The 13,300-nt window shown below is 57.5% G+C and carries 18 protein-coding genes and 1 pseudogene; 4 read left to right on the forward strand and 15 right to left on the reverse strand.

What is annotated here, in order from left to right:
• Positions 1-19: 19 nt before the first annotated feature.
• Genes alkB through FW764_RS00395 form a run of 3 tightly spaced genes read right to left on the reverse strand, consistent with a single transcriptional unit; the run spans position 20 to position 1,185 of the window.
• On the reverse strand, positions 20-685 hold the full coding sequence (gene alkB / locus FW764_RS00385; protein ID WP_446432223.1) for a DNA oxidative demethylase AlkB: 666 nt from the start codon (positions 683-685) through the stop codon (positions 20-22).
• Between the two features lie 3 nt (positions 686-688).
• Positions 689-856, reverse strand: coding sequence for a hypothetical protein (locus FW764_RS00390; RefSeq protein WP_446432224.1), 168 nt, complete (start codon positions 854-856; stop codon positions 689-691).
• A gap of 26 nt (positions 857-882) precedes the next feature.
• Positions 883-1,185 (reverse strand): DUF1883 domain-containing protein, encoded by a 303-nt coding sequence (locus FW764_RS00395; protein ID WP_034119651.1) that lies wholly within the window; start codon positions 1,183-1,185, stop codon positions 883-885.
• Between the two features lie 212 nt (positions 1,186-1,397).
• On the opposite strand from FW764_RS00395, the gene FW764_RS00400 reads away from it, so the two are divergent.
• The 4 genes from FW764_RS00400 to FW764_RS00415 all read left to right on the forward strand — a co-directional run bounded on the left by FW764_RS00400 (position 1,398) and on the right by FW764_RS00415 (position 3,796).
• Positions 1,398-1,748, forward strand: coding sequence for a hypothetical protein (locus FW764_RS00400; protein WP_446432225.1), 351 nt, complete (start codon positions 1,398-1,400; stop codon positions 1,746-1,748).
• A gap of 171 nt (positions 1,749-1,919) precedes the next feature.
• Positions 1,920-2,567 (forward strand): c-type cytochrome, encoded by a 648-nt coding sequence (locus FW764_RS00405; RefSeq protein WP_446432226.1) that lies wholly within the window; start codon positions 1,920-1,922, stop codon positions 2,565-2,567.
• 68 nt (positions 2,568-2,635) lie between these two features.
• Positions 2,636-3,487, forward strand: a complete 852-nt coding sequence (locus FW764_RS00410) for a c-type cytochrome (RefSeq protein ID WP_446432620.1) — start codon at positions 2,636-2,638, stop codon at positions 3,485-3,487.
• Between the two features lie 78 nt (positions 3,488-3,565).
• Positions 3,566-3,796 carry a hypothetical protein gene (locus tag FW764_RS00415; protein ID WP_446432227.1) on the forward strand — a complete coding sequence of 77 codons (231 nt, stop codon included), beginning with the start codon at positions 3,566-3,568 and terminating at the stop codon, positions 3,794-3,796.
• A gap of 8 nt (positions 3,797-3,804) precedes the next feature.
• Here the strand turns inward: FW764_RS00415 and FW764_RS00420 are convergent, their stop codons facing one another.
• The 12 genes and pseudogenes from FW764_RS00420 to FW764_RS00475 form a co-directional block, all read right to left on the reverse strand.
• Positions 3,805-4,086 (reverse strand): hypothetical protein, encoded by a 282-nt coding sequence (locus FW764_RS00420; protein ID WP_446432228.1) that lies wholly within the window; start codon positions 4,084-4,086, stop codon positions 3,805-3,807.
• 157 nt (positions 4,087-4,243) lie between these two features.
• On the reverse strand, positions 4,244-5,200 hold the full coding sequence (locus FW764_RS00425) for a fimbrial protein (RefSeq protein ID WP_446432229.1): 957 nt from the start codon (positions 5,198-5,200) through the stop codon (positions 4,244-4,246).
• Positions 5,201-5,244: 44 nt separating this feature from the next.
• Positions 5,245-5,547, reverse strand: a pseudogene (locus tag FW764_RS00430) (fimbrial protein); the annotation flags it as partial.
• Positions 5,548-5,846: 299 nt separating this feature from the next.
• On the reverse strand, positions 5,847-6,395 hold the full coding sequence (locus FW764_RS00435; protein WP_446432230.1) for a fimbrial protein: 549 nt from the start codon (positions 6,393-6,395) through the stop codon (positions 5,847-5,849).
• An 11-nt stretch (positions 6,396-6,406) separates the two neighbouring features.
• Entirely contained in the window at positions 6,407-6,886 is a 480-nt protein-coding gene (locus tag FW764_RS00440) for a fimbrial protein (protein ID WP_446432231.1), read from the reverse strand.
• A 13-nt stretch (positions 6,887-6,899) separates the two neighbouring features.
• The gene (locus FW764_RS00445; protein ID WP_446432621.1) at positions 6,900-7,394 is read right to left on the reverse strand and encodes a fimbrial protein; all 495 of its coding nucleotides are present in this window, start codon (positions 7,392-7,394) and stop codon (positions 6,900-6,902) included.
• A 10-nt stretch (positions 7,395-7,404) separates the two neighbouring features.
• Entirely contained in the window at positions 7,405-7,977 is a 573-nt protein-coding gene (locus tag FW764_RS00450; protein ID WP_446432232.1) for a fimbrial protein, read from the reverse strand.
• Between the two features lie 21 nt (positions 7,978-7,998).
• Complete coding sequence (locus FW764_RS00455) at positions 7,999-8,760, reverse strand: fimbria/pilus periplasmic chaperone (protein WP_446432233.1); 762 nt, start codon at positions 8,758-8,760, stop codon at positions 7,999-8,001.
• A complete protein-coding gene (locus FW764_RS00460) occupies positions 8,757-11,369 on the reverse strand; it encodes an outer membrane usher protein (protein ID WP_446432234.1) in 2,613 nt (870 codons plus the stop codon). Before FW764_RS00460 ends, FW764_RS00455 begins: the two co-directional genes overlap by 4 nt.
• A 19-nt stretch (positions 11,370-11,388) precedes the next feature.
• A complete protein-coding gene (locus FW764_RS00465; RefSeq protein WP_446432235.1) occupies positions 11,389-11,949 on the reverse strand; it encodes a fimbrial protein in 561 nt (186 codons plus the stop codon).
• Between the two features lie 51 nt (positions 11,950-12,000).
• On the reverse strand, positions 12,001-12,522 hold the full coding sequence (locus tag FW764_RS00470) for a fimbrial protein (protein WP_446432236.1): 522 nt from the start codon (positions 12,520-12,522) through the stop codon (positions 12,001-12,003).
• A 487-nt stretch (positions 12,523-13,009) separates the two neighbouring features.
• Positions 13,010-13,195, reverse strand: a complete 186-nt coding sequence (locus FW764_RS00475; RefSeq protein ID WP_446432237.1) for a hypothetical protein — start codon at positions 13,193-13,195, stop codon at positions 13,010-13,012.
• Positions 13,196-13,300: the final 105 nt, after the last annotated feature.

The raw sequence follows: 13,300 nt of genomic DNA on the forward strand, positions 1-13,300 counted from the left end.
CCTGAAGCTTGCGGTCAAATTAGCCGGCGGTGCGAAATGTCAGGTTAATGCGCTGCGAGCCCATGATCGAATGCACGCCTTCCTTGATCGGCATTACCCCATGAAAACGTAAACGATCGACGCCGCCCCAGACCACCACATCGCCATGAAACAACGAGATTTTCTGCGGGCGGTTACTGCGCTCATGGCCGCCGAACAGGAAAATGGCCGGTAGGCCAAGGGACACTGAAACAACCGGAGCGCTGTAGCAGCGTTCGTTCTTGTCCTGGTGCAAGGACATCTTGGCGCCGGGCACGTAGCGGTTGATCAGGCAAGCATCCGGGGCAAAATCGCTGAAACCGGCTTCTTGTGCAGCGAGCACGGCCAGTTCGCGCAAGGTGTCGGGCATGGTTGGCCAGGGTTGCTGGCTGCGTGGGTCAAGCGGGTTGTAACGATAGCCGCTGCTGTCGGTGGTCCAGCCCAGTTCGCCGCAACTGCTCAGTGCCGCCGACATTGTAAAACCGCCGGGCGTAACCATCTGCCGAAAGGGTGATTGGGCCAGTACCCGTCGCAGCTCAGGTAACAGACGCTCAATCCAGGGCAGGGCGTAGCCCCTTAACACGTAAGACTCTTCGCCAATCTGTTCGCGCCCGCCCGGTTGTTGCAGGGCGTCATCGGCGAACAGATCGGCAGTAGGGCCTGGCATGGCTTACAACGCCTTGCTCACGTTGATGTCGGTGATGTTGTCAGTCGTGCCGTGGATTTTCGCCAGCGCTTGCTTGGCCTCTTCAACGTCGTTGTTCTGCAACTGCGCGAATTCGAAGCGGCGTTCGCCGTTGAGCTTGTACTTGATGACGTATTTGGTCGTGGTGGTCACAGCTTTTTTCCTATCGAGTGCTTGGATCAGCTCAGCTTGGTGCTGGTGCGACGAACGATGCGAATTTTGTGGGACAACGCCGGTTTACGCGTAACGCTGATAGCGCGGCGCGTTACCACATCAAGGGTAATGTTCCAGAAACCGGTGCTGGGTGCGGTGATTTTTGCCGGGAACTGGTCGAATGCGCCGCCGTGGTAGGTATGGCGGCCACCGTTCTTGAAGCTGCGAAAGTTGGCGTCGCTCATCAGGCGAATGTTGCAGGTTTGCGAGCATTCGATGACAACGATGTCGCCCTCGTTGAGGTGCTCGCGCTGGTGGATGAATTTCATGGGGGGTCTCCAGAAGGGCTTTCTCTGAAAAATCAGAATGATACGTAGGTTAAGATGGAGTTTATCAGCCCCAGCGAGTTTATTATCGGGTCGTCGTCGACGACTTCGACAATTTAAAACAGTTATTCACAGTGTTTTTATAGATAAATCCTACACTGGCGGGAGAAATTTTCTCTCTACGCTGTCGTACGGTCTTTATCGGAGGTTTTAGTATGAAGTGGAGTGTGTTGGTTCTGGCCTTGGCGTTAGGTGGGTGTGCTTCGGTTGCAGATATCAAGCAGACCCCGCCAACGCTGGTGGTCATTTCAGGGAAAAAGCCGCCGGAATATGCCGCGTGTGTGGTACGCAAACTGGCCGAAACCCGGCGCCCACCCCAGATCGAGCCGCATAAGGACGGTGTTCAGGTGATTGTGCCGCAAAAATTCTCGGCTGACCCGTCGGCAATCTTTGAAATTGAAGAACGTTCAAGCGGTAGCAGCATCAAGCTCTATGAGAGCATGTCTAATGTACCGATCCGCCCGGGCGATGTGAAAAAAGCTGCGGAAGCGTGTATTTCCGGCTGAGCCCCTGGCTCATCGCGCACACTTTAATCCGATAAAAAGCCTGGCCCTGCCGATGCAGGGCTGGGCTTTTTTTTGCGGATTTTGGCTGTTGAAGCGAGAAGTTCATTACCCTACTATCTGTAGGCTTATGTGCGGGTGAGCTAAGCTTATAACTATAAAAATGGAGCGGTGATGATGTTTCTGGAACGTGTTTTTATCGGCGGCGCGCTGTTGTTGCTGTTGGGCAATGCCCACGCGCTGGATGGAAAAAAAATTTTTACCCAGGGCGGCTCGCAGCCGGGTGCGATGCCTTGTGTGGCCTGCCATGGCGCCGATGGGCTGGGACTCGCCGCAGCCGGATTCCCGCGCTTGGCGGGTTTGCCGGCAGAGTACGTGCGTAAACAATTAGTCGACTTCAGCAGTGCAGCGCGCAGCAATCCGGTGATGCAGCCACTGGCCAAGGCGTTGACTGAAGCCGAAATCGCTGCGGTCAGCCAGGCTGTGGCAGCGATGCCATTCCCGGCTCCCGCCACGGCGCACCGCAGCGAAATGCCTGGCAGCGTGATGCAGAAGCTCGCATTGCAAGGCGCCTGGGAGCGGCAGATTCCGGCTTGCGTCAGCTGCCATGGGCCTGCCGGAGCGGGTGTCGGCGATGCGTTTCCACCGCTGGCCGGCCAACCTGCCGCTTATTTGATTGCGCAGCTGGCTGCGTGGCAGAACGGCACTCGCCACAATGACCCCAATGACTTGATGGGCCATATTGCCAAGTCCCTAACGGCCGAGGAAGTGCAGGGCATCGCCCACTACTTCGCGTCGTTGAGCCCGGAGGCCAAGCCATGAAGCCGTGCATGTTTGCGCCCGTGCTGGGCCTACTGCTGACCGTGCAGACCCATGCCGCCACGATCGCCATGGAAGACCAGTCGCAATTGCAACCGTCCGCTGCGCACGCGGCCGCCCATCAATTCCAACCGCCTGAAGAAAGCGAATTGCCTGACAACGCCTATGGCAAATTAGTCAGGCAGGGTTACGCGCTGTTCGTCGACACCAAGCGCCTGGCGCCACAATTTGTCGGTAACGGACTGAACTGCAGCAACTGCCATCTGGACCAAGGTCGGCTGGCTAATTCTGCGCCGCTGTGGGGCGCATACCCGATGTATCCCGCTTATCGAAAGAAGAATGACAAGGTCAACACCTTCGCCGAGCGTTTGCAGGGGTGCTTCCAGTTCAGTATGAACGGCGGCACTCCGCCTGCGGCGGACAGCCCGGAGATTACCGCGTTGTCTGTGTATGCCTACTGGCTGGCAAGCAAGGCTCCCTTGGGCGTAGAGCTGCCGGGGCGTGGTTACCCCGATGTGGTGCAACCGGCCAAAGGTTACAACTTGGGCCAGGGCGCCGAGGTCTATAAAGGGCAATGTGCGGTATGCCATGGCGCCGAAGGGCAGGGGCAGAAGGTCGGTGCCAGCTACGTGATGCCGCCGCTATGGGGTAAAGACTCCTACAACTGGGGGGCCGGCATGCACCGAATCAATACTGCAGCGTCTTTCATCAAGCACAATATGCCATTGGGCAAGGGCGGGAGCTTGAGCGACCAGCAAGCCTGGGATGTCGCCGCCTACGTCAACAGCCATGAGCGGCCACAGGATCCACGCCTAGTGGAAGGCTCAGTGGAGAAAACCCGCGTCAAGTTTCACGCCAATGATGGTGTCAATTTGTACGGGCAAACCGTTGATGGCGTGTTGATCGGCCAAGGCATCCGTTAAACTGTCGGGTATTCAATGCAAAAAATGCCGCGCAAGCCTTAAAGTCGCGCGGCATTTGTCTTTTTTCGGAAAACCGCCATGAAACGTGAACACGTCAAAGCCCGCTATGCCGAGGGTCAGATATCGGCCACGCATATCATTCAAAATCCTGCCGACTTGGGCGAGTGGATCGTCTTCTTCAAGAAAAGCGGCGGGCGTAGTTACTTCCTGGTGGATGATCAGGACGAAGTCGAGTCCTTCCCGCGCCTGGATGACCTGATCGAGCTATTGCGCGACCTGGGGGTCAAGTTCGCCGAGATTCACCTTTAGCCTACGGCTTATTTGCAGACCACAACGACGCTGCGGCTTTTGAAGTTGCCGACGTCCTTGCCCAGGGTCTTGTCGCTTTCTTTTAGCGAAGGCGTGCCGTCAGTGCCGACAATACGGTAGCCGGTGCCTGCGCAGGAGGCGTCGGCTTTTTCGTAGCAACTGGCCCACGAATTGGCCTCACCCGAACAGTCAATGGTCAGACCTTGTTCGCCGTTTTTCAGGTATGTGTCGGAAGTGGTGGTGCAGCCGGCGAGTGCCAGTACCGCAGTCAGTGCCAGAATTTTGTTCATGTGTTGGGTCGTCGTCGAGGGTCTAAGGGAAGGGCGCTGACACTGTCGTGGGGCGTTGGCGCAAGAGTATAGCGAACTGCCACCTGTCGTGCAGTCGCAGAAATATGATCTACGACTGCACGCCCCCCCGGCAATCGAACTTAACCGCTCTTGCGTGTCATGGCACCCCCATTACCAGTACGCCGCTGCCGCTGACGGACCCGGCGGCGGGCAAAGACCCCGCACGCCGAACGAGAGAAAAGGTCACGTCATCGCCTCCCGTGCTGTTGCTGATCTGGGTGCGGAATGAGCCGTTGACTTGAACCGCAGACCCGGCACGGACAAGGGCTGTGCCCACGTCTGGGTTGGTCATCGTCAGCAGTCGGTTGTTAAATGACGTCGGCGTGCCTTTGTAAGTGATGGTAATCGGCGTATTAATCCCGCCATCCGGGCATGAGTAGGTGAGCCTGCGGTTGGTGGTGACAGACGTTGTGAGCGGATCGGTACCAATCGCCCGCTGATGCACGTCGCCGAAGTTGATCTCGATCGGGTTGTTATTGTTGATCGTGCATGTTGACGGTGAGACGGTGAAGTTGTTGGCAGCGGTATACGTGACGGTGAGCTGCGGACGGGTGCCGTCGTAGTTGTTTGAACTGGTGAGACGCAACAGGCCAAGGTTATCGCCTATTCGAACATCGAACGGATTAGCCGGATAGTTACGTATCAGAATGTAGGGTGTGACATTGATCGGGTAAAAGACCCCGTTATTGGGGACGGTGACTATCCCGATACCCGTCGGAACAGGCGTGTTGTAGAACCCCCCGTTGATGCGCAAACCGGTGCTTTCGCCGGCAAACTTGGGACCAGGCGTCCAGGCGGTGCCTGCTGCGCTCCCGGATGACCAGAAGTCCGCATGCCAGGCGGGGCCTCCACTGTAGGTAAATCGACATTCCAACCGTGCGCCCTCCAGAAAGATCCGGCTGCGGTCTGCGCTCAAGGTCACCGTAACGGGAACCTGCAAGTTGGGATTGCCATTCTGCCAAGGCCCGCCATTGACTCGACAGTCGACGGCCAGCGCGGCCGTACTTGCACTTATCAGGATGAGAAGCACAGAGGTTGTATAAAGTCGTTTCATGTTGATCTCTTGTTCCTTCTATAAAGGGTGTTGAGGCGCGCAGGTCATGGCACCCCCATCACGAGTACGCCGCTGCCGCTTATGGCTCCAGCGGCAGGCAGAGACCCCGCTCGCCGAACCAGCGAAAACGTCACATCGTCGCCACCTCCACTGTTGGTAATGCGAGTCAGGAATGAACCGTTGACTTGAACCGCAGAGCCGGCACGAACAAGGGCCGTGCCCACGTCCGGGTGGGTCATCGTCAGCAACCGATTGTTGAATGACGTCGGCGTGCCTTTGTAAGTGATGGTGATCGGCGTATTAATCCCGCCATCCGGGCATGAGTAGGTGAGCCTGCGGTTGGTGCTGACAGACGTTGTGAGAGAATGCGGGTGGTGTCGCTGCCAAGTCGCACATTCACCGGGATCTGCAAGCTTATGGTCCCGCCAGGATTCACCGTTTGCCACGGCCCGCCATTCACGCGGCAATCCGCTGCTCGCGCGGTGGGGGTAACACCCAACAGCACAAGCAGCACCAGGGCGCCATAGAGTCGTTTCATTTTGGATTCTCATTGTTCTTATTGCCTGGAGGCCGATTACGCGCTCATCTCGCGCAGAATCGACCCGCAGCAACAGGTTTTCCCACGGCTGTTCAAGCCTGAGGTTGGCTAGGGATAGTCCAGTGTGAAAGTGGACGTCACCGTATACGCGCCGTGCCCGATGGTTTCATCCCGGATGGCTTGGGGCTCGCCCTGCACATAGGCTTTGAGCTCGATGCTGTTGCTGCCATCGCTCAACACCTGTTTGTCGCTGACGGTGTTCAAGGGCAACGGTTTGTTGCTCAGTGTCTCGATACCGACTCCAATCCCTGAAGCGCCGCTGCCGCCATCCAGTGCGAGCAGACCCGGAAGCGCCAGGTTTTCGTTACCACCCAATGTGATCGTCACCGTGTTGCCAATCGTGGTGTCACACTCCTCCAAATGCACCTTGAAACCCTTACCTTGTGTGCGCGTGTTGATGTAGAGGTGCTTGCTGGTCACGTCCCAGAGTTCCAGGGTAATGGCCTCGTCGCCGGGGCGAATCGTGCAGGCTTCTTCAACCAGATTGCCCTTGAATTTCAGGTTGTCCGCTGCTTTCCCCTCGGCGGTCAGGCCCAAGGTCAGTGCCAGTGCCAGCACGGGGTAGGGCCACCCCTTAGAAACACGTTGATGGTGCATGAACTCAACTCCTACTCGTATTCGGCCAGCAGCGTGGCCACCGCCGTAAAGCTTGCGGGGGCCAGAATTGCACCTGGCCGTTTGACGGGCACAACTTCCAATATCGGCGGTGACGACAGGGTTATGTCCATGGGCGTATTGAGGAGGAACGGCAGGCTGTTTTGAAAAATCCGAATGCCTAGATCCGACGCACTGGTTTGTAGTGCTGCGCCGTCAAAACCTGTGGGTGTGCCGTTAACACTCAGCTTCAGCAACCAAGGGAGCGTATCGGTGCCACAACTGATGGTGTAGCCGACCGCTCTGCGGTATTTCTCACCATCGACACGCTTTACCCCGACATCGCCGAAATCGACTTCAATGGTGTTGCCGGCGTCGATCGTGCAGGGCGGAGGCTCGTTCAGGGTTCCGCTGAACGTCAGGTTGGCCGACGCACCACTGCACAGACCGATGGAGCACAAGGCGAGCAACGCTCGCTGCTTCCAAAATGTCATTGATCATTCCTCTTCATTGATAATCGACCACAAGGGTGGCGGTCGCATCAAATGCCCCTCCTGTCAGCTTGCTGCCCTCGCGCTTGACGGGAACCGCCTGCACGGCTGGAAAGTTCGGGTTAGTAAAATTCACAGCTGTATTGAGCGGCCAATCTGCGCCATTGACGAACAGCTTCACGCCAAGATCTGTCTTGCGCGTCGACAGCACACGGCTGTCAAACGCGGCCCCCGTACCTTTGAGTTCCAGCGTCAATGCGTTGCTGTAAGGGGAATCACAGGTGACCGTGTAGGGCACATCGCGGCGGTAATTGACCCCGTCGATCCGTGAGGTCAGCAGGTCATTGCCAAACGGTACATCCAGTGTGCTGCCGCTGTTAATTACGCACGGCGGCGGTGCAATGATGACCGCGCGGATGGTCAGGTTGGTCTGGGCCTGTACACCCAGGCTTGCGGCCCACAGCAGGCCGCTCCCGAAAATGATGGCCCAGGGGCCATTTGACTTAGCCATTGTTTTGCCCTTACTCATAATTGAGCCTGAAATCCACCACGGCCTTGAATGCTCCGCTGGTCAACGGCGCGGAGGTACGCGTGGGCTGAACGTTCCAGGTCTTTGTGCTGCCGCCCAGGGGCAAAAACAATGGTTCGCCCCGTGAGCCCAGTTGCACATTGCGCCCAAGGGAATCAGTCAAATACAGGCCCATCCCGGTGATGCCTTGCACTTTGACCAAGCGTGAATCATCGGCATCGGCAGGCGCGACAAACGCGACTGACAGCACCGGTTGAAAGGCGCTCCACGTCAGGTTCCCCGTACGTTCATTGCGGATGCTGCCTGCAGTGCGGTTGCACTCGTTGAAGCGCAACTGAAATGCGATGGCTTTTGCCTGGTCGCCAGGCCGTTGCAGTTGGTTGGTCGACACGTCGCCTAGGTCAACTGTCTGATGCAGTGATGTCATCTCCAGGCTGCAGGGGGTTTCATGCATGGAGCCGGATATGTTCAGCACGCCATTCATGCCCTCGACATCCTCGGCATGCGCGCGCCCCACAAAGGCCAGTAACAGGCCGCCCACGACCTTTACATAGTGCGATTTCATGACTTGCTCCGGCGGCAGGCGTTACTGGTTAAGCGGTGATGCTTGCAAGTTCACCTTGCAAGTTTCACCACTGCAGGTGAAGGCCAGCAGCGGACGTCCGCCGTAGTCATTCACGTAGGCCAAATAAGGGCTGGTGCCGAGCGCCTGGGCAGTAGGTCCCAGGGGCAGCGAGCCTTTGGGCGGGACCATCAGCGGTTCGAAACCCGGCACGGTTTTGCCGTCCTTGGTGGTGCGCGCATCCACGAGGGTCACGAAGTAGGGCGTCGGGTTGTTCACCTGATACCGCTCGCCTTGCCGGGTAAGGGTCAGCTTTTCCTGCCACGGGTTGGACAGGTCTTGCTGGCTGGGGGTAATGGCTTGCGGCCGGTAGAACAACTTAATCCGCGTCTGCAGCGCAATTTGCAGGGTGTTGGACTTGTCGCTGCGCGGCGGAATCTCCCTCAAGTTGAAGTAGTAGACTGACTCTCGATCCTGCGGCAGGGACTTGGCGGCCGGTAATGCCTGAACTTTTACCTGGCTCTGCTTCCCGGGTTCCACGCGCTGAACCGGCGGTAGCACGATCAGGGGCGTGGTGATTTTCTGACCGGCTTCATCCTCGATCCAGCCCTGTGCCAAATACGGCAGTTGGGTGTTGTTGTTCGTGATGTTCACGCTGGTGGCGTCTTTGCCCCCATCGAAAATCACTCGGGTACGATCCAAGCCAATCGCGGCGTTGGCGCTTTGGCTCATGCTCAACGCCAGCAGTGCGAGGGTGTGGAGTGTGAGGCGTGTATTCAGCATCATGAGGAAGTGTTCTCCGTAGCGGTGGGCTTGCCGGTCAGCTGTGCCGGCTCGGACAAGGGTTGATCGGTGGCTACCATCCGGCAGCCCAGTTGCAGGGCGTTGGTCAAGCCATCAGCCGGTAAAGTGATGGGAAGCGTGAGGACGCATCGCTCGCTTCCGCCCCAACTGACGGTCATCTGCTCGCCAGCCTGAATGCCGCTGAGGTAGACACTGCCGCCGTCATTCACAATGCCTGTGTCTTGCTGCCTGGTGTTTTTCACCGTCGCGCCGAAGGGCGGCGAACTGCCGTCCGGCAGGCGCAGGACCGCCATGGCCTTCTCGCCGGCAATCACTTCCAGAGATCGATAACCGATCGCCCCTTCGGTGAGCGTCAGTTGGGTCACGGATTGGGTCGCTTCAACGTTGCTTGGCAAGCTCTCCAGGTCAACGCTGGCTGCCGTGCGCTGATAGCTGCTCAGATCGGAAATCACCGCTTTGCCGAAAGCATTGCTGCGGGTTGGGGTGCCGTAGCCGCGCACAGGCACATCGGGTACACCACCGGTGTCGACCATCAGGCGAGTGCCGCCTGTGCTACTGGTGCGATGCAGCGCTGCGCCGTAAGGCGTGAGCGTGCCACCGCCGCGAGCGGACATGCTGAGGTTGGTGTGGTTGCCTTGCTGCTGGCTGGCAGCGAGCGTGAAATCAGCCTGGTCACCGATGTGACTCAGATAACCACTGGCGGAGTTGTCGCTTGCACTGAGCTGGTAACTGTTGCGCTGATCAATGCGATCACTGTAACGCGTCGATAGGCTATTAGTGCCGGCGGCCCTATTCGCGTCCACCGACAGTGTGCCGGTGGGGCCCAATGGCAGGCTGACGGTCAGTGCCATTCCATTATCCTTATAGTTGTAGTCGAGGGTGCGATACAGGTTCAGGGACAGGCTCATGTTTTTAACGCTGCCGACGTTGAAGTAGCGCGACAGCGATACGTTCCAGCGCTGGGTCGCTGGCCGCGTCCAATACGTTTGTTTGTTGTAACTGGCGTAGACGGTGGCCCCCAGATCGCGAAACTGTTTGTTCACCGTGGCGGTATAAAGCGCCTTGCTGCCGCCGATAGGCTTCCATTGCGCTTGGTGGTCGCCGTTTCCGTTGTATTCCCCGCGCCCGGCGAGTTCGCCATTCATCCCGTAATAATGAGCATCCAGGTATTCACTCATGCTCAAGAAGTTCTTATCGGAAAAGCGGTAGCCGGCGAAGGTGACTTGGCTGTCATACTCTTCAAAGTTCTTGGAGTACTGCAGGCGATAGGATCTACCTGACAGCGTTTCATTCCAGATCTCGGCCTGGGACTGGGTCACATCCAGCGACACGGCGCCCAACGCGAGCAGGTCACGGCCTGCGCCGATAGACGCCGCGCGGTAGTTGTTATCGGTGATCCCACCGCCAAATAGCGACCAGCCGTTGCTGATCCCCCAGGAAAACTCGCCGGTCCCGAACACCCTGCCATCACCGTTGTACTGCAGGTTGGAGGGCCGTCCAGTCGCCAGTTTGTAACGAACTTGCCCAGGACGCGTCAGGTAGGGAACGCCTGCCGTGTTGAGCTGGAAGGTGTGTACCGAACCGTCCTGCTCCTCCACGCGCACATCCAGCGTGCCGGTGACGGCGTCATTAAGGTCCTGAATACGGAAAGGGCCTGCGGCAACCAGGGCTTCATACAGCACACGGCCTTGCTGGCTGATGACAACCCTGGCATTGGTCTTGGCCACCCCGACGACCTCGGGTGCATAACCTCGCAAGTTAGGTGGTAGCTGGCTTTCATCCGAGTTCAGTGCTGCGCCGGTAAAGCGGAAGCTGTCAAACAGATCGGAGTACAGGTAGTTTTCTCCCACCACCAAGCGCGCCTTCAGCGCAGGAATCGCGCGGTAAGCGTAGTAACGGCTCCATTCGAGCTTTCGATTGCCGGCCGCTCCCTCCTTCTCGTTGTCGACACGCCCCTGCCAATCCGCCCTCAGGCGCCAGGCCCCAGCATTGGCCCCCAGTGTTCCGTTACCACTGATATTATTGCGAGACCGCTCGTTCTTCTGGTGGCTGGACTGAGCTGTCATGTTGTAGTCAACCAGCAGCCCCGGCACGCCCTCATCCCAGCGCGAGGGCGGGTCCCAGTTAATGGCGCTGTACTCAAGGTAGGCTTGGGGGAGGCTGATGTTCAGTGAGGAGGTGGCCAGGTCACCACTGACTTCCATGCCTGGTAAACCTCGAATATCCAGGCACTCGCCGCCTTTCCACCAAGTAAGCCCGTCAACTTCGGATGCCTTCAGACCCAACTGTTCCACCAGCGCCCTGGATAAACAGGCTTGGCTGCCTTTGGGGTCGTTGTCGGGGGGGTAAAAGGCCACCGACTGCTCGGAAACAGGCTGGCCATTTATCTGCACCACCATCACGTAAGTGCCCGGCAGAATAAACCCGCTGCGTGCAAACTGTGACAAGTCGATATTGGTGCGATCACTGAGATCAAGTACGTCAGTATTGAACTCGATATCTGCGGCACCCAATGCAGTTCCCGCCAGCGATATCAACCCACCAAAGAGGCTGGGGCGAAGCGTATTTTTGATCTTCGACGCATTCAACATGGAAGCAACCCATCAATGTTCAAAAGTATTCCAACTTGAATCGCACTGCGACGCGGTGAGCACCGGCTCCCAGCGGCAGCCCATTGCCGACCAGTCGAAGTATGTAGTTCAGGGTCATGTCACCTTCGGCCAGCGGATGCGGGGCCATCGGCTCGCCCGGAATACTCTCCTCGCCAGCCGAATCCCAAATGTGAAAGGCCACCCCTTGCGAATCACCCAAGGCGGCAAATGAGCGGCCTTCTCGATCGCGGGGCCCGTCAAACGTCACGCGCAGATGCTCCCAGTCAGGCAGAGTTGCCCCCGGCCGCGACGGATCGGGACGAGTCAATGAGCAATTGACCAGACGCAGTTGGAAGGGGTGCGGCGCTCCCTCCGTGTTGCGTAAGAGCCGACCTATGGGTTCCGGATCCATCTCGATGGATTGATCGGCACTGGTCAATTCCAGCCCGCAGGCTGAGTCAACGACCTCTCCACCCAGCGTGACAATCCCATCGCCTTGCGCAGGTGTCTGTGCAAGAACATAGGGGTTGATCAACATCGTTATTGAAGAGGTGATAGCGAGACTTATGAATGTTTTCACCGTGATCTCCCATCAGTTTCCCCCGCCACCCTGAAGTGGCGGGGGAAAGACTTACTGATAAGCCAAGGTGAAGTTGGTGACGGCGCTGAAATCACCCGGGACGATATCGCCGGTGGCGGCGCCTTGTACAAAGGCACCGAACTCAAGCGTGTTATTGCCAGCGACAATGGTTTGCGGCGTGGTAGGGGTGCCTAATACAATCGGGCTGCCGCCGTGGGTCATCATGATGCCGACGAGGCCCGCGCTACCGACCGTACCAATCGCACCCGGAACGACGGTTGATGGCGCGCCGGTGAAGGTTGTGGTCACTGTATTATCGACCAGGTTCGACAGATCGCAGCCTTCAAGTTCGATCTGTACGCGCCGCGCTTCAGACTTTCCGCCATCTTGCAATTGATGCTTGGCAATGGCGCCCAGGTTAACGGTTTGATCGACGGATTCAGGCTTGATAGAGCAGGCACCCGAGTGGACCGATCCCAAAAAAGTAACTGTTCCATCCGCCGCCTGAGCAACGGACATCGAACCCGCCAACAGCCCGAGAGTTAACAGCGCAGTTTTAAATTTAGTTTTCATTTACAGAGGCCTACGAAATGTCAATAAAGAGCCCGTCGCAGCGTTGCACAGGGCTTGTTTTTCACGTCAAACGTGACATCCGAAAACCCGGCCAGCCAGCGCCGGAGTTGCAGTTGAAAGCGTTATGTTTTCCAACTACTTGCATTGCAATTCGTGAGTGCGTTTGAAGCGAGGCCATTGTCAGTGCTGAGCCTGAGGAAGTAAGTCGCCGGATTCGTTTAGTTGTGTAGTCGCACAGGAGCACGCGACATAGGAGGAATATGGCGATTTGCCAAAACATCAAGATGGGCTGTCAGAAGAGGGCTACAAGTTGCTTAATGAGAATAGTTCAGGCGGGTGGTGTTCTGTCAGAGCGGGATGACATTCCCCGAAAATAATAGCGTTTAATCGGGTTGTCCAACTTCGAGTTTGGTCTGGATATGTTGGGAAAATGGACACCCACAAAAAAGCCCCGCTTAGCGGGGCTTTATAGACTCATCAAAAAGGCTTACTTACTCTTGGGCCGTTTGCTTGATGCGTGGCCCGCTTCATCCACAAATACCTCAGCTACCGCTGCAGCCTGGCTTTCGGTCGCGAATACCCCAGCGACGCTGTCGCCGTGGAAGTTGATCAGGTGCCAGCCGTCTGAACGCTTTGTGATCAGGTAGCCGTTTACGCCTTTTGGTTCTGACATCTATCAATCTCGTGGTGTGGTTCAAGCGTACAATGATAGCGCCAAATGGCCTGGGGGCGCGCAAGTTGTTGTCGGTCAGTGCCGGGCGGCGAAAAGCATGCTAAA

It is taken from the genome of Pseudomonas sp. 1152_12, from assembly GCF_052850675.1.